Genomic DNA, 22,665 nt, shown 5'->3' on the forward strand with positions numbered 1-22,665 from the left:
CGGAGTGAGAATCACCTCAGCTGAGGTCACTCCGGGAGCATCCACTGCTCCGCGTTCCAGGCCACACCGTTCTGGGTGGCGGTGTGACGGACGTTCTCCATGCCGGCCGTGTAGGCGATGACACCCGGGTGCGCGAAGAGCGGGATGCCGAAGAGCGTGTCCCACAGCTCCTTCTCGATGACCTTCGTCTGCTCGAGGTGGACGCTCTCGTCGAGCGAGGCGGCGAGCTCCGTCCACGCCTGGTCGACGGTCTCGTTGGAGTAGCCGCCGTAGTTCTGCGGGGCGTTGCTCGAGTAGATGTTCTGACCCGAGGCGATCTGGCCGGAGCCGGCCCAGGCGAAGAGCGCAACCTCGTAGTCGCCGTTGGGCAGCGCGTTGGCGAAGAAGTCCGCCGAGCCGACGTCGGTGACGTTGAAGCCGGCCTGGTCACAGCTCGACTTGATGAGCTCGATCTCGGAGGTACGGCGCGGGTTGGGCGCCGAGTAGCCGATGCGGACCTCGATCGGGGTCTCGATGCCCGACTCCTCGACGAGGCGGGTGGCCTCGTCCAGGTTCACCTCGTCGAAGCGGCCGTCGTACGAGGCCTCGATGACCTCGTCGTAGTTCTCCTGGAAGGGGAAGACCTCGCGGGCGTTCATGACGACGGCCTCGGGGTCGACCGGCGTGATGAGGTTGTCGACGATCTGCTGACGCGGCACGCAGTAGGCGAAGGCCTCGCGCAGGGCCAGGCCGCCCTCGTCGTCGGAGAAGACGCCGTTGTTGAAGTTGAAGTCGAGGTGCTCCCAGGTGAGCTCGGCGCCCGTCTCGATCTCGACGGCGTCGCCGAGACCCTCGAGCTGCGGCAGCGTGTCGACGGTGGCCTGCGGCTCGATGATGTTGAGGTCACCGTTCTGCAGGGCCTGGTTGTGGCCGGAGGCGTCGAGGAAGCGGAAGGTGATGTTCTCGGTCGCGGCCGGGGTGCCCCAGTAGTTGGGGTTCGCCTCGAGGGTGATCGACTGACCAGCGGTCCAGCCACCCTCCATGAACTGGTACCGGCTGCCGGACGGCGCGATCTCCGGGGCGGGGACCTCACCGGGGCTGGAGAGCCAGCCCTCGTTCCAGAACTCCGCGGCCTGGGTGAGGATGTCGACGTCCTCGTCGAGGATGGCCTGGACGAGCTCCTCCTCGCTGATGCCGATCTGCTCGGCCACGACGTGCGCGGGCAGCAGGTAGGCACCGGTGACGAGACGCCAGTCCGGGTACTGCTCGGCGTACTCGACCGTGAAGCTCTTGGCGTCGAAGCTGTCGGCCTGCGGGCCGGTCGGCACGTTGGTCTGGGTGTAGTCGGTTCCCGAGACGTGGTTGAACACGGGGCTCTCCGGGTCCGGGGAGAGCCACTCCGGGTTCTGCGACGCCCACTCGAAGAGGAAGTCCGCGTAGTCGATCGCGTTGCCGTCCGACCACACGGCGTCGTCGGCGACGGTGTACTCGATCGTCAGCGGGTCCTCGGAGGTGACCTCGGCGGTGCCGAACTCCTCGTTCTCGTAGATGGTGCCGTCGGTGCCGAAGTAGAAGAAGCCCTCGGGACGGATGCGGTCCATGATGACGTTGTTGTACGTGCTGTACGTGTCCGCCGTCAGGGAGTTGTAGCCGGTGAACTCGTCCTGGCCGGTCGAGTAGAAGATGTCACCCTCGACGGTCTGGACGTCGCCCAGGTCCTCCTTGGCCGTGGAGCTGGCCTCGCCGGAGTCGGTGGTCTCCTCGGTGGCGTTGTCGCCGCCGTCGCCCGTGGTCTCGTCGTCGCTGGGGCTGGTGCACGCCGCGAGGACGAGCGAACCTGCCGCCACCACGGCGGCAGCCTGGGCCGTACGCCTGATCTTCAATGTTCCTCCTGGATGCTGGGACGTGACCGCGGGCTGCGCCGGGGGTACCCGGTAGCCGTGCCGCGGTGCACGCCGAGGTGCCGTCACGGTACACACCGGTCAGTGGCACATACGAGGGACGAAACAACCCGGCAACCGTTTCGTTATGGACTTGAGACAGGCTGTGGGGAAGATCTCACTATGTGGACCCCCACCCTGCCCGTACCCGCATGGGCCGGAAATCCGCGGCCAGTTCGCCACCGCAGCCGCGCCTGTCCCGCACGTACGGACGGGGGGTGAGCTACGCGCCGGCGGGGAGGTGGCCGAATCGGTGGCGCGTGCGTGAGACGGCCTGCTCCCTCACGACGGCGAGGAGCTCGCGCCGGCCGGTGGCGAGCACCGGGCCGGCGAGGACCGTCACCTGCGGTGACCACAGGGCGTCGACGAGCGCGCCGGCGTCGGGGCCGACGACGCACACCCGCTCCAGCCCCTCCTCGCGCACGCGCGCGAGGAACTGCGCCTCCGTCTCCGCCCGGGTGACGTGCCCGCCCAGCCGGCGCAGCCCGGCGTGCGTCCGCGGCCCGCGCAGCGCGCGGAGGGCCGCGCTCGTCACCGGGTCGAGGCTGACGCGGACGTCCGCGCCCGCCGCCACACCCGCGAGGAGCACCCGGAGCAGCTCGACCGGGGCCGCGCCGGGCACGGTGCGCACCGTCAGCGGCGCCGGCCGGTAGCGGAAGGCGTTGGACTCGGCACGCAGCCCGGTGTGGTCCTGCGCGTGGCCGATCTCGGCCTCCCACGCCGCGGCGTCGGACCCCGCGGCACTCTCGAGCCAGGTCCGTTCGGCGGCGTCCGGCACGAGCCCGGCGTAGTCGGCGAGCGCGGCGCGCACCGCCGCGGACGGCGGCGCGGTGCGCACCGGCAGCCCGTCCATCGCCCACTCCCCCAGCTGGGCGACGTAGTTCGGGCCACCGGCCTTGGCGCCGGGGCCGACGGCGGAGGACTTCCACCCGCCGAAGGACTGGCGTTGGACGATGGCGCCGGTGATGTGCCGGTTGACGTAGGCGTTGCCGACCTCGACGCGCTCGAGCCAGCGGTCGATCTCCTCCTCGTCCAGGGAGTGCAGGCCGCCGGTGAGGCCGTAGGCGGTGGCGTTCTGCAGCTCGATCGCCTCCTCGAGGGTCTCGGCGCGCATGATGCCCAGGACCGGCCCGAAGCACTCGGTGAGGTGGAGGAAGGAGCCGGGAGCGACACCGTCCTTGAGGCCCGGGGACCACAGCCGCCCGGTCCCGTCCAGCTGTCGGGGCTCCACGAGCCAGTGCTCCCCCGGTTCCAGGGTGGTGAGGGCGCGGCGCAGCTTGCCGGTGGGCGGCTCGATGACCGGGCCCATCGTCGCGGCCAGCCCCGTGGGCCAGCCCACCCGCAGGGAGCGCACGGCGTCGACGAGCTGGCGCATCAGCCGCTCGGAACGGCCGGCGGACCCGACGAGGATCGCGATCGACGCCGCCGAGCACTTCTGTCCGGAGTGCCCGAAGGCACTCTTGACGAGGTCGGCGACGGCGAGGTCGTAGTCCGCGGCGGGCGTGATGACCAGGGCGTTCTTCCCGGACGTCTCGCCGAGCACGCGCGGCCCCGCGGGCCGGCCGGTGCGCCACGAGCAGAAGAGCTCGGCGGTGTCGGCCGCACCGGTGAGCACGACGGCGTCGACGCCGTCGTGCGCGACGAGCCCCTGGCCCACCTCGTTCTCGGCGGCGCGGACCACCTGGACGACGTCGCCCGGCACGCCCGCGGCGTGCAGGGCGGCGACGGCGGTCTCGGTGCAGCCGGGCACGGCCGGGGCCGGCTTGATGACGACGGCGCTGCCCGCGGCCAGGGCGGCGAGCACGCCGCCGATGGGGATGGCCACCGGGAAGTTCCACGGCGGGGTGACGAGCGTGAGCACGTGCGGGGTGAAGCGGGCGCCGTCGGTGTGGAGGGAGGCGCCGGGCTCGAGCTCGAGGGCGCGGTCGGCGTAGTAGCGGGCGAAGTCGACGGCCTCGGAGACCTCGGGGTCGGCCTGCTCGATCGTCTTGCCACCCTCGGCGACCATGAGGGTGAGGAGCTCGCCGCGGCGCGCCTCGAGCTCGTCCGCGGCGCGGCGCAGGAGGGCAGCCCGCTCGGCCGGGGGCCGCGTGGACCAGCCCGGCTGGGCGGCCCGGCCGCGGGCGACGACGGCGTCCACCTCCGCCGTCGTGCGCAGGACCGGGGACGTGAGCGGCGCGGGTTGCGCGCGCACCCGCTCCCGTGCCCACGCGCGGACCTCGGGCAGGGCCGGGTCGGCGTCGGTGGTGTTGTCGAAGGACGTGCCCGCCGGCTGCCGGTCGGGGGTGCGCCGGCGCTCGGCGGAGACGCTGCCGATCGCCGCGACGGAGGCCCGGAAGCGTGCCTCCTGGTCGGCCATGGACGCCTCGCCCGCGCCGTCGTCGCCGTCGAAGAGGGCGCGGAGGAAGTTCTGCGGCTGGGCGTTCTCCTCGAGGCGCCGCACGAGGTAGGAGACGGCGACGTCGAAGTCCTCGGGCGCGACGACGGGCGTGTAGAGGAGGACGGTGCCGACGGCCTCCTTGACCGCCCGCGCCTGCGACGGGGCCATGCCCTGGAGCATCTCGACGTCGAGCATCGTGGTGACACCGCGGCGCTCGGCGAGCAGGTGGGCCAGGGCGACGTCGTAGAGGTTGTGGGAGGCCACACCCAGGCGCAGCGCGCCCGCCAGCTCCGGGCGCAGGGAGCGCTCGACGAGGCGCAGGTAGTTGGCGTCGACGTCGTCCTTGGTGGCGTAGGGCGCCTGCTCCCAGCCGTGGACCTCGGCCTCGACGCGCTCCATCGAGAGGTTGGCGCCCTTGACGAGGCGCACCTTGATGCCCGCGTGACCGGCCGCCGCGCGCTGCTGCGCGAAGGCGACGAGCCGGTCGAGGGCCGCGACGGAGTCGGGCAGGTAGGCCTGGAGGACGATGCCGGCCTCGAGGTCGGCGAACTCCGGCTCGGACAGCAGCCGGGTGAAGACCTCGAGGGTGAGGTCGAGGTCGCGGTACTCCTCCATGTCGAGGTTGACGAAGGCGTGCGGGCTGCGGGCGGCGGCGGTGCGGTACAGCGGGCGCAGCCGGTCCAGGACGCGTTCGACGGTGCCGGCGGTGTCCCAGGTGGAGATCTGGGAGACGAGGGAGGAGACCTTGATCGAGACGTAGTCGACGTCGTCGCGCTCGAGGAGGGCGCGGGTGCGCTCGGTGCGGGCGCGGGCCTCGTCCTCCCCGAGGACGGCCTCGCCGAGGAGGTTGATGTTGAGACGGAAGCCGTCGCGGCGGGCGCGGGCGAGGTGCTCGGCCAGCGCCGGGTCGTGCGCGTCGACGACGAGGTGGCCCACGAGCTGGCGCAGGCGCCGGCGCGCGAGCGGGACGACGAGTCGGGGGGCGAGCGGGGCGACGAGCGCCCCGGCCCCGAGGAGCGTGCGGTCGACCGGACCGAGGAAGCCGGCGGCGCCGGCGGAGATGCGGGACAGCTCGCGGGCGGCGACATCCTCGTCCTCCGGGCGCGCGACGCGGTCGACGAAGCTGACCGCGAGGTCCAGACCCTCCGGGTCGCTGACGAGGGCGGCGAGCTGGCTGGAGGCGGCCCGCTCCTGACGGGTCTGCCCCTCCTCCGTGGCCGCGAGCCAGGCCTCGGCGAGGGTGACGGCGTCCTCCACGAGGTCGGCCACGTCCGGCGGGGTGTCCCGCCGCTCGTCGGTGGGGGTCGCGGTCATGACGCCTCCTCGGGGATCGCCCGGTCAGGGAGCTGGTTCGGTACCCCCAGGTTGCCACGAGGGCACCCCCGCGGCGGCACTCGCGCTCAGTTCAGGCCGACGAGGAAGGAGATGAGCGCCGCGAGCACCACGGTGTTGAAGGTCCAGCCGACGAGCATGTGGCCGGCCAGGGTGCGGCGCATGCGCGGCGTCGTGGTCTGCACGTCCGCCGGCCCGAAGGCGGCCTGGACGCCGAGGGAGAGGTAGAGGTAGTCCGAGAAGTGGCGCTCCTCCGCGCCGTCGTCCCCGGGGAAACGCAGGCCACCGGCCACCGTGTCGAGGCGGGCGACGTGGACGGCGTAGGCCACGAGGCTGCCGCCCCAGGCGAGCGCACTCATGACGATGCTCGTGACGACGACGGCGCCGGTCTCGTGCACCGACTCCGAGACGATGAGCCAGACCGCGACGGCGAGGGAGCCGAGCGCGAGGAGGACCGGCCACGACGGACCGTCCCCGCCCACACCGTCGTCCCGCCACGCCAGCGACCAGCGCAGCCAGCGCGGCCGGCGCAGCTGGCGACGGCGCGCCTCACCCAGCGCGAGCGCCAGCCGCTCGCCGGAGAGTCCTGCGAAGGCGACGACGGTGAGGACCGGGTAGCCCAGGAGAAGCGTGGCGTACACGACGAGGCCGCGGGCGAGCGCCGTGGGGCCGTCGTCGCCGGGTAGGAGCTCGGGGGCGAGGTGCAGGAGGAGCCACACCGCCACCAGGACGGGCAGCAACAGCCAGCTGCGGGTGAGGTCGTCCGCGAGCCAGCGGGTGCGGCGGGGCAGGTCGAGCGTCCGGTGGGCCACGGCGTCCTCTCGTCGCGATGACGGCGCGTCGGCCGCGCCGGCGCCGCGACCGAATCTAGAACGTCTGCGCGGGCCTGCCCAGTGCCGGCCACTCAGCCCCGCAGGTGGAGCCGGCAGCGGGCCTCGTAGGCCTCGGTGCCACCGACGTGCTCGGTGGCCGGGACGGTCGCGTCCCCGACGTCACCGGACACGGTCCGCACGTGGAAGGGCGCGTCCCGACCGCACACCGCGCACACGGCGGTGAGCTTGGTGACGTCCTCGGCGATGGCCATGAGCGAGGGCAGCGGCTCGAAGGGGCGCCCGTCGAAGGTGACGCACAGCCCGGCGACGACGACGGTCGTCCCCGCCAGGACGAGCGCCTCGACGACGGGCACGAGGTCGGTGCCGAAGAACTGGGCCTCGTCGATCGCGAGGAGGTCCGGGGTGCGCCCCTCGAGGAGCTCCTCGAACGAGCGCACGTCGCCCGCCGCGCGGGAGGGGATGCTGAGCCCGGCGTGCGAGGCCACCCGCCCGGCGCCGTGCCGCTCGTCCCAGGAGTGGTTGACGACCTCGACGGCGAGACCGGCGAGCTGCGCGCGGCGCACCCGCCGCAGCAGCTCCTCGGACTTCCCGGCGAACATCGGCCCGCACACCACCTGCAGCCGCCCCGGCCCGTCACCGCGCATGGGCACACCCTAGAGGCGGCGGGCGCCCGCGTCAGGACGTCGAGGCGCTCCCCGTGCCCGGTCCGCAGGCCGGTTCCGGAACCGCGGAGGCTGCGTGTGGGGTTCGGGTCCTGGGAGGGCCCAGGTCCCCCACGTTCCACCTCCCCGCCCGGTGCGCGGAGCGTGGTCGCCGTCCGGACGACCTCGGCGAGCACCGGCGTGTGGTGGCGGGGACGCCAGGCGAGCACCGTGGTGATCTCCGGGGCGTCGGTGACGGGCACCGCGACGTGGTCGGGCCACTGCCACGCCCGGCTCGAGCCGGGGATGACGAGCAGGGTCCTGCCGAGCGCCACGAGCTGCGAGATCTGCGACTGGGAGCGGACCTCCGGCCCGGGCCCGGGCGGGTAGGTCCCGTCGAGCTGGGGCCACCGGGCCATCGGCAGGTCGGGGACGTCGCGGACCTCGGCCATCGTGAGACTCTCCCGCGAGGCGAGGCGGTGCGCCGCGGGAAGAATGGCAACCTGGCTCTCCACGCAGAGGTCCTCCGTGTCGAGCCCCGCGAGGTCGTCGACCGGTCGGTGCATGAGGGCGAGGTCGGCGCGCCCCTCACGGAGCAGGCCGGACTGCTCGCCGACCTCGCAGAGGAGCACCTCCACCCGCGGCGCCCCGGGGCGGGACGCGAGTGCGCGGAGGATGCGCTGCAGCAGCTCGTGCGAGGCGCCGGCCTTCGTGGCCAGCACCAGCGGGCGCTCGGGGGCCCCGGCGCGCCGGGTGCGGCGCACCGCGGTCCCGAGCGCGTCGAGGACCTCCCGGGCGTCGCGGGCGAGCACCCGCCCGGCGTCGGTGAGGACCACGCCGCGCGGGCCTCGGACGAAGAGCTCGACGCCGAGCCGGCGCTCCAGCTGGCGGATCGCCCGTGAGAGCGGTGGCTGGGCGATGCCGACCCGCTCGGCCGCCCGCCCGAAGTGCAGCTCCTCGGCGACGGCGAGGAAGTAGCGGAGCTCGCGCGTCTCGAGGTCGCTCATGGGCCCACCGTACGCGCCATACCCGGTGGGTATCGGTGCAGATCGGATCGGTCTTGGACGCCGTCCTCGCCGCCGCCTGACGATGGGGACATGACGACGAGAACGGCACTGGTCACCGGTGCGAACAAGGGGATCGGCCTCGCCATCGCGCGGGGGCTCGGCGCGGCGGGGTTCCGGGTGGGGGTCGGGGCGCGCGACGAGCGACGGCGGAGGGAGGCGGTCGACCGGTTGCGGGCGCAGGGCGTCGACGCGTTCGGGGTGGCTCTGGACGTCACCGACGACGCGAGTGTCGCCGCCGCGGCCGCGACGCTCGAGCAGACCGCGGGGCACCTGGACGTCCTCGTCAACAACGCCGGTATCGGTGGCGGCACGGAGAACGGCGCGCAGGACCCCACGACGCTCGACCTCGATGTCCTCCGCACGGTCCTGGACACGAACGTCTTCGGCGTCGTCCGCGTGACCAACGCGATGCTCCCTCTCCTGCGGTGCTCGGACGCGCCGCGGATCGTCAACATGTCGAGCAACATGGGGTCGCTGACGCTGCAGACCGGCCCGCAGATGGCCGCGTACGCGCCGTCGAAGTCGATGCTCAACAGCGTCACCGCGCAGTACGCCCGCCGCCTCGCGGACACGAACATCATCGTCAACGCCGCGTGCCCCGGGTACGTGGCCACGGACTTCACCGGCCACAGCTCGACCCGGACGCCGGAGGAGGGTGCCGCGATCGCGGTCCGGCTCGCGACGCTGCCCGACGACGGCCCCCGGGGCGGCTTCTTCGACGACGCGGGCTCCGTCCCCTGGTGAGCCGCGGCTCACGCTCGGGAGCGGGGGCCACCGTCGTCGGCGCCCGCGCTCCCGTCGGCGGCGAGGCTCGCGCGGCGCTCGAGGAGGTGCTGCCGCTCCACGCCGGCGGGGCAGGCGGCGAGAGCGTCGTCGTACGCGACCGCGGCGAGCGCCTGCCGCCCGTCGCGGCGGAGCAGCTCCGCGCGCACGAGGGCGACCCGGTGGTGGCCGGGCAGCCGGTCCGCCGCGGCGCGCAGGACCGCGAGCCCAGCCATCGGTCCGGACGCCTCCCCCACGGCGACCGCCCGGTTGAGCCGGACCACGGGCGAGCCGGTGAGGGCCTCCAGCCGCGCGTACGTGCGGGCGATCGCGGCCCAGTCGGTGTCCGAGTGGGTCGCCGCGGTGTCGTGGAAGGCCGCCACGAGCGCCTGGAGGCGCAGCTCCTCCGCCAGCCCGGCGGTGGGGGTGAGCGCGGTGAGCCGGTGCAGGCCGGCGTCGATCTCCTCGCGCCGCCAGCGGCTGCGGTCCTGGTCGGCGAGGCGCACCGGGTGGCCGCCGGGCGTAACGCGGGAGTCCCGGCGCGCGTGCTGGAGCGTGAGCAGGGCCGCGAGCGCCTCGAGCACGGGCTGCCCGGGAAGCAGGTCGGCGGCGAGCCCGGCCAGCCGCACCGCCTCACCGGCCTCGCTGACACGCACGACGTCCTCTCCCCCGGCGGGGGCGTACGCGGCGGTGAAGGCGAGGTAGACGGCCCGGGCGACGTCGTCGAGCCGGTCGGGCCACTCGGCCGGGTCCGGCACGGCGAACGGGATCCCCGCCGTCGCGAGCCGGCGCTTGGCCCGGGTGAGCCGGGCCGCCATCGTCGCCTGGGGGACGAGGAAGAGCCGCGCGATGTCCGCCGTCGGCACGCCGAGGACGAAGCGGAGCGCGAGCGCCGGGCGGACCTCCTCGGCGAGCGCGGGGTGGGTCACCATGAAGAGGAGGGCCAGCCGGTCGTCGGTGTCGGCGCCGGGGGGCTCCGGCCCGTCGGCGGGGGGCACGGCGTCCTCGTCCACGAGGAGGTGCGCCTTGGCGCGGGCGGTGCCCTCGCGGCGCAGGGCGTCGACCACCCGGCGGTGGGCGACGGCGTGCACCCAGCCGGCCGGGTTGTCCGGGACGCCCTCAGCGGGCCAGCGGGAGGCCGCCTCGGCGAAGGCGTCGGCGAGCGCGTCCTCGACGAGGTCCGGGCGCCCGAACCGATGGACCAGGTGCCCGAGGAGGCGGCCCCAGTGGGACCGCCAGACCTCGTCGAGGACGCCGCCCGTCACGGTCAGTAGGGGTCGACGACCGGCGAGAGCTGGATGTCGTACGGGGGCAGGGCGGTGAGCAGGTCGACGAGGACGTCGAGGTCGGGCACCTCGACGAGGTAGAAGCCGCCGAGCCCCTCGAGCACCTCGGCGTACGGCCCCTCGGTGAGCGTCACCTTCCCGGCGCGAGTCCTCATCACCGTGGCGGCACCCGGCCCTTGACCCAGCGCCTCCCCCGCGAGGATCTGCACCCCGTCGCGCGCCTCGCACGCGGCGTCGAAGTCCGCGAAGCGCTGCATCGCTGCTCCCTGCTCCTCGGGGCTCAGCGTGTCCCAGGGCGGCAGGTCGCCGTCACCGATCAGCATGACCAGGTACTTCATCGTCGTTCCTCTCGTCAGGGACGGCGTGGGTGCCGTCACCATGATGTCGCGCGAGGGGTCACCGAATCGACAGTCCGCGTGCCGGAGATATGTTCGGAGGCGTGAGCAGCGACATCGAGACCGTGGTCCGTTCCCTCCTCGACCTGCGCACGTGGGTCGCCTTCGACCTCGACGACGCCGGCCGCGTCCTCGCCGGGCACGACGAGCTCGGCAGCGTCCAGCTCGTCGAGATCGCCCCGGACGGGACACGCACGCCCCTCACCGCGCTGCCAGGCCGATGCACGGGCCGGTACGTGCCGGGCCGCCGCGCCGTCGTCGTCCAGCACGACACCGACGGCGACGAGCTCATGCAGCTCTCGCTGCTCGACCTCACCCAGCCGCCGGTCGAGCCGGTGACGCTGGAGGGCCTCACGCCACTGGTCCACGACCGCCGCTACATGCACGTGCTCCAGGACGTCACCGCGGACTCCCTCGTCTTCCACACGAACCGCCGCAACGGCGTCGACATGGACGTCGTCGTCCGCGACCTCGCGACCGGGACGGAGACCGTCGTGCACGACGGCGGGGGCTACGTCGCCGCGGCCGCCGTCTCCCACGACCACGGCTCCGTGGCCGTGACCGGGCTGAGCCTGCGGCCCGCCTCCACGCTCGTGCGCGTGTCCGGGCCCCTCGCCGTCGGCGACGGGGCCGTCACCGACCCCGACGAGCACGCCCGCCACTCCCAGGTCGCGTGGGCACCCGGGGACGACGCGCTGCTCGTCGAGTCCAACCACGACCGGGAGTTCACCGGGGTCGCCCGGGTCTCCCTCGACGGCCGGGACTGGACCTGGCTCGTCACCGACGACGCGCACGACCTTCGCCTGTGGGCCTCCCCGTCCGGCCGCGCGATGGTCGTCGGGACCGTGCGTGACGGCGTCGTCACCCTCGCCGTGCACGACGGCGACGGCGCTCTCCGCTGCGACGTCGACCTGCCCGGGGAGGGAGTGCCCGACGTCGTGTGGGCGGCGGACGAGCGGCGCGTCGTCGTCACGCTGTCCACGCCCACGGACCCCTCGAGCCTCCACCTGGTGGACGTGGCGACGGGCGCGTCCGCTCCGCTCGCGGCGGTCGAGGTGCCCGGCGACCTGCGTGGGCAGCTCGTCGCGCCCACGGTGCACCGCGTGCCGACGCCCGACGGCGAGGAGGTGCCGCTGTTCCGCTACTCCCCCGCTGACGGGGACGCCGCGCTCGAGGACACGTCGGTGCTGCTCATCCACGGCGGCCCGGAGTCGGCGTCGATGCAGAGCTTCAGCCCGGTGGTCCAGGCGCTCGTCTCGGCCGGGCTCACCGTGCTCGTCCCGAACGTGCGCGGCTCGACGACGTACGGCAAGCGCTGGTACTCCCTCGACGACGTCCGCCTGCGTCTCGACTCGGTGGCCGACCTCGCCGCCATCCACGAGTGGCTCCCCTCGCAGGGGCTGGACCCGGCGCGCAGCGCGCTGTGGGGCGGCTCCTACGGCGGCTACATGGTGCTGGCGGGAGTGGCGATGCAGCCCGAGCGGTGGGCGGCGGGCGTCGACATCGTCGGGATGAGCTCGCTCGTCACCTTCCTCGAGAACACCTCGCCCTACCGGGTGGCCTACCGGGAGCGGGAGTACGGCAGCCTCGCGGAGGACCGCGACTTCCTCGAGTCCGCGTCCCCGATCACCTACCTCGACGACATCGTCGCGCCGCTCTTCGTCATCCACGGCGCCAACGACCCGCGCGTGCCGCTGAGCGAGGCGGAGCAGATTCGCGAGGCCCTCAGGGGCAAGGGCGTGGAGTGCGAGCTGCGGGTCTACCACGACGAGGGGCACGGCCTGGCGAAGCGGGAGAACCGGCAGGACGCCTACCCGGCGGCGATCGAGTTCCTCCGGCGGCACCTGGGTCGCTAGCCGTCCGGCCGCGAGGCAGGACGCCACCGCGCGAAGCCGCCCTCGCTGTTGAGCACCTGGCCCGTCATCCAGGCGCCCTCGTCGCTCACCAGCCAGGCGATGAGCCGCGCCGGGTCGTCGGGCCGCCCCATCCGGCCGAAGGGGAACATCGGGGCCAACCGCGCTGACAGCTCGGGCGTCATGTACCCCGTGTCGACAGGTCCGGGATTCACCGTGTTGACGGTGATTCCTGCGTCAGCGAGGTGCTCCGCCAGCGTCAGGGTGATGCCGGCCAGGGCCGCCTTGGACGCGGCGTAGGCGACCTCGTCGACCATCGGCCCGAGCCCCTGACCCGAGGTCATCAGCACCACCCGACCGCCCGGACGACCGTCGTGCTGGGCGGCGAACGCCTGGACGAGCAAGAGGCTGGAGCGCGTGTTCACCGCCCAGTGCGCGTCGAGCATCTCGGCGGTGAGCGTGCCCAGGGGTCCGTCGTCGCCGGAACGGGCGTGGTTGCAGACGAGGATGTCGACGTGCCCGAGGGCGTCGACGGCGCTCCTCATGGTCTCGTCGGCGGCGGTCGGTGCGGCGAGGTCCACGGGCAGCGCCCGGACCAGCTGCCGCTCGTCGACGCACCGATCACGGACCGCCTCGAGCACGGTGTCGAGGTCGTCAGCACCCCACGGCTGCTTCTCGTCGTGCGGGCGGTGATGGGTGAGGAAGAGACTCGCGCCGGCGGCGGCCAGCCGCGACGCAACGGCGAAGCCGATGCCCTGCCGCCGGCTCACCCCTGTCACCAGGGCCACTCGACCGCGAAGCGAGTGCCCCGTGCCCATGACGCCGCTACCGTCCGACCTGGTCACCCGGGCCACGCTAGAGCGTGCGGCGCGGGCAGGGCCAGGGGATTGGTCGGCCACCGCCGGTCGTCAGTGGACGAGCGCAGGCTCGCGCTCCGCTGCGCCGACCGGCCGGGCACGGAGCAGGGCGAAGCCTGCGACGACGGTGAGCACGCCGCCGATCGCCTGTGTCCACGGCGAGGTGTCGTGGGACATGTAGTTCGCGACGATCGCCGCCGTGAAGTACAGCGCGAGCGGCGACGCCAGGGCCAGGCAGGCCGCGACGACGACGAGTGGCCAGGCCGGGCCCGGACGGTCGAGCCCCGTCGCCCCGAGGACGAGGAGGGCACACGGCCACAGGCCCGCGAGAACTGGCCAGGTCACGACCGTCGCCGGGAGGCTCACCGCGGAGCCCGTGGACGCCGACGCGAAGATCTCGGCCGCGACCAGGCCGAAGGACAGGGCGAACACTGCTCCCACCACCCACGTCCACCAGCCGGCGCGTGCGGTGCGGAACAGCCCGAGCACGGCGAGCGCCATGAGCACGTAGCTCGTCGCCATGAGCGGCGCGGAGGTGCCGATGGGGATCCACGACTCGCCCGGTGGCGCGTAGTCGTACCAGTCGCTCTGCCGTTCGACGCAGGTGTCGGAGTCGAAGCCGCCCACGCACGCCGGGTGCCACCGCTGCCAGTCGGCGAGCACCGCGAGCACGCCGGAGGTCACGAGGAGGAACGAGACGACGTAGCGCACGTGGTGCCCCTTCCTGAGGCGGATGACGGCAGCATAGGGACTGCCCGTCACCCGTGGACCGGGATTGCGCGGCAGCCGGCCAGTCACTCGGTCACCATCGCGATCTGGACACGTCTTAGGTGTGGAGTATTGGACCGCTGAGGTCGAATACTCCACACCTAAGCCCGGGGATCAGGCCGCCGGCTCGACCGGCATCCAGATCTCGCAGGTGGCGTGGGTGTCGGTGAGCTCGAGGTACCGCAGGATCGAGGGGCCGGGGCGCAGCCGCCACGGGTTGGAGGGGAACCACTCCGTCGCCGTCGCCGCATAGGTCTGCTGAAGGGCGTCCGGGAACGGCCCGCTCGAGTGGAACACCGCCCACGTGCCGGCCTCCACCGGCATGGCGTCGAGGTCGGCGGGAACCTCCGAGCCGGCACGCAGCGCCACGGCGTGCAGGTAGGTGAGCATCGCCCCCTCCGGGGCGTCCGGCTCGAGTCCCGCCGTGACGGCGAGGATGCCGGCGGGCTCGGTGTCGCTCAGCGACGTGAGCCGGCGGTGCTCCTCGGGCGCGATGGAGGCGATGTGCTCCTGGATGTGCGGATTGACGCCGTGATGGATGAGCGGCACCTGGGCGGCATGCCCGGCGAGGGTGAACGAGGGACGGTCGGTGACAGTGACGTCCATGGGGACGCTCCCTTCGACGCTCAGGCGGAACCTGAGCATGGGTTGTGTGCTGAGCGGACCGCCGTGTCGGCGCACCTCGGCCGGGCTCGTCCCGTGCACCGCCCGGAACGCGCGCCCGAACGCCTCGACCGACCCGTAGCCGTGGCGCACCGCGAGGTCGAGCAGGTGCGGCTCACCGCGCACGAGGTCCGCGGCCGCGAGGGTCATCCGGCGTCGGCGCACGTACTCCGAAAGCGGCATCCCTGCAAGCGCCGAGAACATCCGGCGCAGGTGGTACTCCGTGGTGCCGTGCTCGCGGGCGAACCGGGTCATGTCGAGCGTCTCGTCGTAGCTCTGCTCGACGAAGTCGACCAGGGCGTTGAGCGTTCCGATCACGTGGTCCTCCTTTCACGCACCAGCGTGCGCGCCGGTGCTGCGCCCGGACCCGACAATCCTGGCCGGATGTGATCGGCGACCGTCAGGCCGCCACACTCCTCGCTCGCGCACGGCGCGCCGCGAGCCGCTCGGTGACCTTCTCCAGCGGGAGGAAGGCGAACCAGCACACCACGGTGGGCAGGAAGTGGATGCCCATGGCCACGAAGGTGGCGAGGTGGAAGGCGAGGAAGCAGCCGATGGCGAGGTACAGCCACCGGCCCCGCAGGAACAGGACCACCGGGGAGAGGATCTCCAGCACCAGGGAGCCCCACTGCGCGGCGCGCAGGAGCATCGGGTAGGCCAGCGTCCACTCCACGAAGTGGGAGCCGCGGCGGACGATCGCCCAGGTGAGCACCGAGCCGTTCGCCCAGGTGACGAGGCTCCCCGCGCGCGACCACTTGGCGAACACCGAGCCGAAGTACGTGAGGACGGTGGCGATCTGGACGGTGCGCATCGCCCAGCCGGCGGCCTGGGAGAGCCGGTGGTCGCGGTAGTGCGCCACCCCGACCGTCGGCAGGACGAGGGTGGCGATCATGAGCGCCATGTGGTCGTGCTGGACGTAGGAGAAGCCCTGCGAGTTCAGCGCCCACACCCAGAAGGTGAGGGCGGCGCCCCAGCCCGCGAGTCGCTGCGCCCTGCCCGCGATCGCCAGCACGCAGGAGAGCAGGAGTGCGGCGAGCAGCGCCCAGGACACCGCCGTGCTCAGCGGCGGGAGGTGGATCAGCCGGGCCAGCAGGGTGGGCTGGTAGAGCTCGTGGACGTAGGAGTGCTGGATGACGTCGTCGAAGTTGAACAGGACGTCCCAGATGACGAAGGCGTAGACGAGCGCGCGGAACGCGGCGACCCGAGCGAGCGGCACGGGCCGGGTGAGCCAGCCGACGACGGCGCGCACCTCAGTCCGTCTCCGCGGTCGAGTCCCAGCGCAGCAGCTCGACCTCCTCGGGCTCGCCGGCGACGTAGCCGTCCTCCAGCTGCTGGATCGAGCGCATGAGGTAGAGCGTCTCGATCGGCTCGCGCCCAGGCTTGAGCGCCGCGTAGCCGTCGACGAGGGACTGCATGAGCTCGGGGTGGTCGAGGATCCGCTGCAGCTGGCCCTCGACCTCCGCGCGCGCCACCCCGATCGTCCGGTCGTTCATCGCGATCCGCCGGCCCTGCTCCGTGGCGGTGTCGGCGAGCAGGTAGGTCGAGCGGATTGTGCCGTTGAGGTCCCGCGCCGTCGCGAACTGCGAGAGCGTGCCCAGCGGGAAGAGGTCGTTCGTGTCGGCGACCTGCCCGTAGGCGAGGACGCCGAGGGCGGCGACCGTCCCGACGATGCGCGCCGCCACCCCCGCGGCGGACAGCCGGCGGGGGTCGGACTGCTCGTCCTCCTGGCGACGCTGCTCTCGGGACGGCTCCATGACGGGCAGCGTAACGGCGTCGAGCAGCGGCGAGACCCACCCCGCGGTGCGGGTCGCGGCGCTCGCCGCGCCACGGCGCCAGGCCGCCGCTACGGTGACGCGATGGGACCAGCCACGCGCGCCGCAGACGCCCTCATCCGTGTCTACCAGCAGCGCCTGTCCCCGCGGAAGGGATGGACCTGCGCCCACCTGGTCGCGCACGGCGGACAGTCCTGCTCCGCCGCGGTGCGCGACGTCGTCGTCAACCGTGGCGTCGCCAGAAGCGTCGTGCCGACCGTCGCCCGCTTCGTCGCCTGCTACCAGGCGGCGAGCATGCTGGCGGCCACGGACGTCCAGGGCGTGTGCTGCTGCGGCGGGATCCCCATCCCCTTCCGCTTCCGGCGCTGAGGGACCGACGTCGGCGGCATCCCGCCGGCGGGCACCTCAGGGCTGCTCGGTGGTGAGCCCGGCGCGGAGGCGGCTGAGACCGTAGGCGAACGCCTCGTCGACGTCCCCGCCGAGCCGGAAGGCCCCGGCGAGCTCCATCTGGAGAAAGCCGGTGGCCCAGGCGGTGAACAGGCGGGCGGCGGCGAGCGCGTCCTCCTCCCCGACCAGCTCGGCGGCCGCGCGGATGACCGGGGCGGACGAGCGCCGTAGCGCGCCCTCCTCGGCGTACGGCGTGAAGATGAGGCGGAAGGCCTCGGGCCGCTCGTGGGCGAAGGCGCGGTACGTGGTCGCCAGGCCCCGCAGGTCGGGCGCCGCCTCCTCGAGACGGGTGCCCAGCTCGTCGATGGTGACGGTGACGACGGCGGTGAGGAGAGCGTCGCGGTCGTGGAACCGCTTGTACAACGACGGCGCCCTCACGCCCACCCGTGCCGCGACCGCCTGCATCGTCAGGCCCGCCGGCCCCGCGCCCTCGAGGACCTCCTGCGCGGCGGCGACGACCTCCTCGTTCGTCGTCCGGTTGGGCGAGGGCATCGGAATACTCCTTGGCTATTGACGTTAGCCATGATGGCTAACTACCGTAGCCATACTAGCCTCGGAAGGACCGACATGAAGATCGCGCCACACCTCCACCGCCTCGGCAACGACGTCGTCGCCTCCTACCTCGTCGACCTGCCCGAGGGGATCACGCTCGTCGACGCCGGCCTGCCGGGCCACTGGCACGACCTGCTGCGCGAGCTCGAGACCATCGGCCGGCCGCTCTCGGACGTCCGCGGCCTCGTGCTCACGCACGGCGACAGCGACCACATCGGCTTCGCCGAGCGTCTCCGCGTGGAGACCGGCGCGCCTGTCCTCGTCCACGCCGCCGACGCCCACCGGGCGCGCACCGGCGAGAAGCCGAAGACCCCGATGGGGCCGTTCCGGCTCGGTCCGATGCTCGGCTTCCTGGCCTACGGGCTGCGCAAGAACGCGCTCCGCACCCGGCGCGTGGGCGAGGTCGTCGAGGTGGCCGACGGCGACGTGCTCGACCTGCCGGGGAGTCCGGTCGTCATCGGGCTGCCCGGGCACTCCCCCGGCAGCATCGCCGTCCACGTCCCCGCTGCCGACGCCGTCTTCGTCGGCGACGCGCTCACCACCCGCCACGTCCTCACGGGCCGCGAGGGCGCCCAGCCGGCGCCCTTCACCGACGAGCCGGAGCAGGCGATGGCCTCCCTCGACCGGCTCGCGGACGTCACTGCCTCGTGGGTGCTGCCGGGACACGGGGCGCCGTGGCGGGGCGCGCCGGCGAGCGCAGCGGCTGCTGTCCGCACCGCCTGAGCCCTGGCAGATCGCCACACGCGGCAGTCCACCGCCCATGGCGTATACGTAACCGCTGGGTTACGCTTCATGGGTGACCGTGTTCGAGGCGTTGGCCGACGAGACGCGACGCCGCCTGCTCGTCCAGCTGGCCGACGGTGCGCTCTCGGCAGGCGACCTGGCCGCGACCGAGGCGGCCTCCCGCCCCGCGATCAGCCGGCATCTCAAGGTGCTCCGTCAGGCGGGACTGCTGGAGGTGCGCCAGGACGGACGCCGTCGCATCTACACGCTGCGCCAGGCCGGGCTCTCGCCCGTCCGGGAGCTGCTGGACCGGCTCGAGGCGGTCGACGAGCCGACTCTCGCGCCTCCGGTCCCCGAGGGACGGTTGGCGGCCCTCGACCTCGAGGTCCGCAGGACGGTACGCGAGAACCGCGCGGCGGAGTCAGTCCATCCATCCCAGAGGAGCTCATCATGACGATGACACCAGAACCGCGCGGACGGCTCGGCACAGGCGCTCGCGGGCGCGAGGTCCAGATCGAGCGTCAGTTCCGCGCCACCGTCGAGGACGTGTGGGCGGCGATGACCGAGCCGGACCGCCTCGAGCGGTGGATCGGACGGTGGGAGGGGGACCCCGCGACGGGGACGGTCACCTTCTTCATGACGGCCGAGGGCGACGATGTCGAGCCGGAGGAGCTGACGATCACCGAGTGCGACGCGCCCCACCGCTTCGCCGCGGACACGAGCGTCGGGGAGGGGACCTGGCACCTGCGCTTCGAGCTGAGCCAGGACGGCGAGGTGACGACCCTCGTGTTCGCCCAGGCGCTCGGTGACGACCCGCTCGGCAGCGTGGGGCCGGGGTGGGAGTACTACGTCGAGCGCCTCGCGCGGACCCTGGCGGGGAAGGACGCCGCGGACGTCGACTGGGACGACTACTACCCGGCCATGAGCGACTACTACGAGGCGCTCGAGCGCTGACGGGCCACTGACCGTCAGCCGCGCTTCAGCTCCTCGGCGAGCATGACGATGATGCCGCTCGGACCACGCACGTAGGTGAGCCGGTAGAGGTCCTCGTAGGTCGCCACTCCTCGGAGCGGGTGGCAGCCGTGCCGCGCCGCCACCTCCAGGGCCTCGTCGAGGTCGTCGACCGCGAAGGCGACGCGGTGCATGCCGATCTCGTTGGGCCGGGTGGGCTCGGTCTCGATGGCCTCCGGGTGGAGGTACTCGAAGAGCTCGAGCCGCGCCTGGCCGTCGGGCGTCTGGAGCATCGCGATGTGCGCGTGGTTGCCGTCGAGCCCGACGGCGGTCTCCGTCCACTCGCCACTGACCGTGTCGCGGCCGAGCACGGTGAGGCCGAGGTCGGTGAAGAACGCGATCGCGGCGTCGAGGTTACGCACGGCGATGCCGACGTTGTCGAGCCTGATGGCCATGCGCGGCACGCTAACGAGGAGCGGGTCTGCGGACAAGGGCGTTGCCGGATCTCGGCAGCAGTCCCTACAGCTCGGAGACCTGGCCGGCCTCGACGTGCCAGCGCCGGTCGGTCCGCACCGTGGCGAGCATCCGCCGGTCGTGGGTCACCAGCACGAGGGTTCCGTCGTAGGACTCGAGGGCCTGCTCGAGCTGCTCGATGGCGGGCAGGTCGAGATGGTTCGTCGGCTCGTCGAGCACGAGGAGGTTGACGCCGCGCGCCTGCAGCAGCGCCAGCCCCGCCCGCGTGCGCTCCCCCGGTGACAGCTCGTCGACGGGGCGGTTGACGTGGTCCGCCTTGAGCCCGAACTTCGCCAGCAGCGTCCGCACCTCCCCGGACGCCATGTCCGGGACGAGCGCCTCGAAGGCCGTCGCGAGGGGGTGGGACCCGGCCAGCAGGGCACGCGCCTGGTCGATCTCGCCGATGTGGACGCTGGCTCCCAGGCTCGCCGTCCCCTCGTCCGGCAGCTGGTGGCCGAGCAGCGCGCGTAGCAGTGTCGACTTGCCGGCGCCGTTCGGTCCGGTGATCCCGATCCGCTCCCCCGCGTTCACCTGCAACGACACCGGGCCCAGAGCGAAGGAACCCTGCCGGAACACCGCCGAGCTGAGCGTCGAGACAACCGACCCGGAGCGCGGCGCCGATCCGATGGTGAGCTGCAGCTGCCACTCCTTGCGAGGTTCCTCGACCTCCTCGAGCCGAGCGATGCGGCTCTCCATCTGGCGGACCTTCTGCGCCTGCTTCTCGCTCGACTCGCTCGAGGCCTTGCGCCTGATCTTGTCGTTGTCCGGCGCCTTCCTCATCGCGTTGCGCACTCCCTGGCTCGACCACTCCCGCTGGTTCCTGGCCCGCGAGACGAGGTCGGCCTTCTTCTCGGCGAACTCGTCGTACTTCTCGCGCTGGTGACGACGGGCGACCTCGCGCTCCTCCAGGTAGGCGTCGTAGCCGCCACCGAACACGCGGTTCGTGCCCTGGGCCAGATCGAGCTCCAGCACCCGCGTGACGCAACGCGCGAGGAACTCGCGGTCGTGACTGATGACGACGACGCCGCCCCGAAGTCCACGGACGACGGCTTCGAGCCGTTCGAGACCGTCGAGGTCGAGGTCGTTCGTCGGCTCGTCCAGCAGCACGATGTCGAACCGGGACAGGAGCAGCGCCGCCAGCCCGACACGGGCGGCCTGTCCTCCGGACAGTGAGGTCATCAGTGCCTGCTCGGGGCGAGCCCCGCCGAGGTCCAGGCCGAGCTCGGCGAGCACGACCGGGAGGCGCTCCTCGAGGTCGGCGGCACCGCTGGCCAGCCAGCGGTCCAGCGCCGAGGAGTACGCATCGGCCGGGTCGACCCCGCTGCCAGCGAGGAGTGACGGGTCACCGAGTGCCGCCGCCGCGGCATCCATGGCCCTGGTCGCCTCGGCGCACCCCGTGCGGCGGGCGACGTACTCGGCGACGGTCTCACCGACGACGCGCTCGTGCTCCTGGGGCAACCAGCCGACAAAGGCATCCGGCGGCGAGAGCGTGACGGCGCCCGCCTGAGGTGCGTCCCTGCCGGCGAGCAGCCTGAGCAGCGTGGACTTCCCGGCGCCGTTGGCACCGACCACCCCGAGGACGTCCCCGGGGGCGACGGTCAGATCGAGCGAGTCGAACAGGGTGCGATGGCCGTACCCGCCGGCCAAGCCCTGGGTCACGAGGGTCGCGGTCATCGGCCAATCCTCGCATCGGGGAGGCACTCGACCGCCCACGTGCTCCGCCGCGATGCGCGCCTGGCGTTGCACGCTCGGACGAGCGCCATAGCGTGGCTACATGACCGACACGAGCGACGACCCTCCCCTGCGGCTGCCGATCGGCCCCCACGAGTACCTCACGATCAACAACCGCTACGAGACGATGTCGATCGCCAACGACGTCCTCATCGCCGTCTTCTTCGTCGCGGGCAGCATCATGTTCTTCTTCGAGTCGCTGCAGACCATGGCTCGCGTCATGTTCCTACTCGGCAGCATCGACTTCCTCCTGCGACCGGCCATCCGGCTCGCTCGCCGGACCCACCTCGAGCGCATCGGCAGCCGCCACCACGCCGCCCAGGGCGACGAGTACTGAGCGCCCCACCTGGCCCGGCCCCGGCCCCGAGACAACGTGTGGGGTTCGGGTCCGCAGCGGACCCGAACCCCACACGTTGTGCCGTGGCTGACGCGTCAGACGTTGAAGCGGAACGAAAACCGGGGTTTTCGGCCGTTCTCGACCATCGTTGGTTGGTGTTGAAAAAACGGTCTGACCTGCGGTGACGCACCTACGGGAGCGTTGGGCGTCGTCGGCGAGGATCGGTCCCGGCGGGACTTCTTGCGGACTGTTTGCGGACCGCTGGGTCACGGCGTGACCCGAGCGACAGCCGCTTCGTAGAGCGTCCGGGCGACCTGCTCGGTCTTCTCGGTCGCTGTGCGGCCCACCTGTCGCTCGCTCAGCATGCCGGCGTCCAGCAGCCGCGCGACTTCGCGGTCGGGTACGTCAGGCTGTTATGTTCGGCCCGGATCGACGATGCTTAGCTCGTCACCGGTGAGCAACAGAGTCGAGAGCAGGCGTGCCTGACCGCCCGACCGGAAGATCGGCGCCAGGAGCGGCGCCTCAGTTCTCACATAACTGAGATGGGACTGCTGCACGGATAGGTGACATCTGATCTGTGGTGCCGAGGGGTGCCACTGGAAGGATGTGCACTGTGCCCAAGCCATACCCCCGGGAGTTCCGCGACGACGTCGTGCGTGTCGCGAGGAACCGCGAGCCGGGCGTCCATCTGAAACGGATCGCTGCTGACTTCGGCATCAGCGAGTCGTGCCTGACGAACTGGCTCGCGAAGGCCGATGTCGAGGACGGCGCGAGGCCCGGCACGACCACGGCCGAGAACGCCGAGCTGCGTGAAGTGCGCAAGCGGATCCGGCTGCTTGAGCAGGAGAACGAGGTCCTGCGCCGCGCGGCCGCCTACCTGTCG

General features: G+C 72.7%; 22 protein-coding genes and 1 pseudogene. 8 read left to right on the forward strand and 15 right to left on the reverse strand.

What is annotated here, in order from left to right:
• Positions 1–26 precede the first annotated feature (26 nt).
• The 5 genes and pseudogenes from DSZ44_RS16135 to DSZ44_RS16155 all read right to left on the reverse strand — a co-directional run.
• The gene (locus DSZ44_RS16135; protein WP_110853659.1) at positions 27–1,862 is read right to left on the reverse strand and encodes an ABC transporter family substrate-binding protein; all 1,836 of its coding nucleotides are present in this window, start codon (positions 1,860–1,862) and stop codon (positions 27–29) included.
• Between the two features lie 280 nt (positions 1,863–2,142).
• The gene (locus tag DSZ44_RS16140; RefSeq protein WP_110853660.1) at positions 2,143–5,613 is read right to left on the reverse strand and encodes a bifunctional proline dehydrogenase/L-glutamate gamma-semialdehyde dehydrogenase; all 3,471 of its coding nucleotides are present in this window, start codon (positions 5,611–5,613) and stop codon (positions 2,143–2,145) included.
• Positions 5,614–5,699: 86 nt separating this feature from the next.
• Positions 5,700–6,443, reverse strand: a complete 744-nt coding sequence (locus tag DSZ44_RS16145; RefSeq protein ID WP_181424690.1) for a DUF1345 domain-containing protein — start codon at positions 6,441–6,443, stop codon at positions 5,700–5,702.
• Between the two features lie 92 nt (positions 6,444–6,535).
• Positions 6,536–7,108: a thymidine kinase gene (locus DSZ44_RS16150; protein WP_110853662.1), complete on the reverse strand. Its 573-nt coding sequence runs from the start codon at positions 7,106–7,108 to the stop codon at positions 6,536–6,538.
• A 104-nt stretch (positions 7,109–7,212) separates the two neighbouring features.
• A pseudogene (locus tag DSZ44_RS16155) lies at positions 7,213–8,112 on the reverse strand (LysR family transcriptional regulator); the annotation flags it as partial.
• A gap of 90 nt (positions 8,113–8,202) precedes the next feature.
• Here DSZ44_RS16155 and DSZ44_RS16160 point away from each other — a divergent pair.
• On the forward strand, positions 8,203–8,916 hold the full coding sequence (locus DSZ44_RS16160) for an SDR family oxidoreductase (RefSeq protein ID WP_110853663.1): 714 nt from the start codon (positions 8,203–8,205) through the stop codon (positions 8,914–8,916).
• An 8-nt stretch (positions 8,917–8,924) separates the two neighbouring features.
• On the opposite strand, the gene DSZ44_RS16165 is transcribed toward DSZ44_RS16160, so the two are convergent.
• Both DSZ44_RS16165 and DSZ44_RS16170 read right to left on the reverse strand, forming a co-directional pair.
• The gene (locus DSZ44_RS16165; protein ID WP_110853664.1) at positions 8,925–10,199 is read right to left on the reverse strand and encodes an RNA polymerase sigma factor; all 1,275 of its coding nucleotides are present in this window, start codon (positions 10,197–10,199) and stop codon (positions 8,925–8,927) included.
• 2 nt (positions 10,200–10,201) lie between these two features.
• Entirely contained in the window at positions 10,202–10,558 is a 357-nt protein-coding gene (locus DSZ44_RS16170) for a YciI family protein (protein WP_181424691.1), read from the reverse strand.
• 101 nt (positions 10,559–10,659) lie between these two features.
• Here DSZ44_RS16170 and DSZ44_RS16175 point away from each other — a divergent pair, with 101 nt between their 5' ends.
• On the forward strand, positions 10,660–12,471 hold the full coding sequence (locus DSZ44_RS16175; RefSeq protein ID WP_220035238.1) for a S9 family peptidase: 1,812 nt from the start codon (positions 10,660–10,662) through the stop codon (positions 12,469–12,471).
• On the opposite strand, the gene DSZ44_RS16180 is transcribed toward DSZ44_RS16175, so the two are convergent.
• From DSZ44_RS16180 to DSZ44_RS16200, 5 genes are all read right to left on the reverse strand, one after another.
• Positions 12,468–13,286 (reverse strand): SDR family oxidoreductase, encoded by an 819-nt coding sequence (locus tag DSZ44_RS16180; protein ID WP_110853667.1) that lies wholly within the window; start codon positions 13,284–13,286, stop codon positions 12,468–12,470. The genes DSZ44_RS16175 and DSZ44_RS16180 overlap by 4 nt on opposite strands.
• Positions 13,287–13,376: 90 nt before the next feature.
• Positions 13,377–14,036 (reverse strand): hypothetical protein, encoded by a 660-nt coding sequence (locus DSZ44_RS16185; RefSeq protein WP_110853668.1) that lies wholly within the window; start codon positions 14,034–14,036, stop codon positions 13,377–13,379.
• A gap of 171 nt (positions 14,037–14,207) precedes the next feature.
• Complete coding sequence (locus DSZ44_RS16190; protein WP_110853669.1) at positions 14,208–15,074, reverse strand: AraC family transcriptional regulator; 867 nt, start codon at positions 15,072–15,074, stop codon at positions 14,208–14,210.
• A gap of 82 nt (positions 15,075–15,156) precedes the next feature.
• Complete coding sequence (locus DSZ44_RS16195) at positions 15,157–16,005, reverse strand: HTTM domain-containing protein (RefSeq protein WP_110853670.1); 849 nt, start codon at positions 16,003–16,005, stop codon at positions 15,157–15,159.
• Between the two features lies 1 nt (position 16,006).
• On the reverse strand, positions 16,007–16,510 hold the full coding sequence (locus DSZ44_RS16200; RefSeq protein WP_110853671.1) for a hypothetical protein: 504 nt from the start codon (positions 16,508–16,510) through the stop codon (positions 16,007–16,009).
• A 102-nt stretch (positions 16,511–16,612) separates the two neighbouring features.
• Between DSZ44_RS16200 and yidD the strand changes: the two genes are divergently transcribed.
• Positions 16,613–16,897 (forward strand): membrane protein insertion efficiency factor YidD, encoded by a 285-nt coding sequence (gene yidD, locus DSZ44_RS16205; RefSeq protein ID WP_110853672.1) that lies wholly within the window; start codon positions 16,613–16,615, stop codon positions 16,895–16,897.
• 36 nt (positions 16,898–16,933) lie between these two features.
• Here yidD and DSZ44_RS16210 read toward each other — a convergent pair whose 3' ends face one another.
• Positions 16,934–17,467, reverse strand: coding sequence for a TetR/AcrR family transcriptional regulator (locus DSZ44_RS16210; protein WP_110853673.1), 534 nt, complete (start codon positions 17,465–17,467; stop codon positions 16,934–16,936).
• Positions 17,468–17,542: 75 nt separating this feature from the next.
• On the opposite strand from DSZ44_RS16210, the gene DSZ44_RS16215 reads away from it, so the two are divergent.
• From DSZ44_RS16215 to DSZ44_RS16225, 3 genes are all read left to right on the forward strand, one after another.
• Positions 17,543–18,250 carry an MBL fold metallo-hydrolase gene (locus DSZ44_RS16215; RefSeq protein WP_110853674.1) on the forward strand — a complete coding sequence of 236 codons (708 nt, stop codon included), beginning with the start codon at positions 17,543–17,545 and terminating at the stop codon, positions 18,248–18,250.
• A gap of 73 nt (positions 18,251–18,323) precedes the next feature.
• Positions 18,324–18,704, forward strand: coding sequence for an ArsR/SmtB family transcription factor (locus tag DSZ44_RS16220; RefSeq protein ID WP_110853675.1), 381 nt, complete (start codon positions 18,324–18,326; stop codon positions 18,702–18,704).
• Positions 18,701–19,204, forward strand: coding sequence for an SRPBCC family protein (locus DSZ44_RS16225; protein WP_258369635.1), 504 nt, complete (start codon positions 18,701–18,703; stop codon positions 19,202–19,204). The genes DSZ44_RS16220 and DSZ44_RS16225 overlap by 4 nt, the downstream gene beginning before the upstream one ends.
• A gap of 14 nt (positions 19,205–19,218) precedes the next feature.
• Here the strand turns inward: DSZ44_RS16225 and DSZ44_RS16230 are convergent, their stop codons facing one another.
• Positions 19,219–19,656, reverse strand: coding sequence for a VOC family protein (locus tag DSZ44_RS16230; protein WP_110853676.1), 438 nt, complete (start codon positions 19,654–19,656; stop codon positions 19,219–19,221).
• Positions 19,657–19,720: 64 nt separating this feature from the next.
• Positions 19,721–21,388 carry an ABC-F family ATP-binding cassette domain-containing protein gene (locus tag DSZ44_RS16235; RefSeq protein WP_110853677.1) on the reverse strand — a complete coding sequence of 556 codons (1,668 nt, stop codon included), beginning with the start codon at positions 21,386–21,388 and terminating at the stop codon, positions 19,721–19,723.
• Positions 21,389–21,488: 100 nt separating this feature from the next.
• Between DSZ44_RS16235 and DSZ44_RS16240 the strand changes: the two genes are divergently transcribed.
• Complete coding sequence (locus DSZ44_RS16240) at positions 21,489–21,782, forward strand: YrhK family protein (protein ID WP_110853678.1); 294 nt, start codon at positions 21,489–21,491, stop codon at positions 21,780–21,782.
• Between the two features lie 613 nt (positions 21,783–22,395).
• A partial coding sequence (locus DSZ44_RS18610) for a transposase (protein ID WP_220035239.1) occupies positions 22,396–22,665 on the forward strand: 270 nt, incomplete at its 3' end.

Origin of the sequence: Georgenia satyanarayanai (assembly GCF_900116375.1) — a bacterium.
Classification (GTDB): domain Bacteria; phylum Actinomycetota; class Actinomycetes; order Actinomycetales; family Actinomycetaceae; genus Oceanitalea; species Oceanitalea nanhaiensis.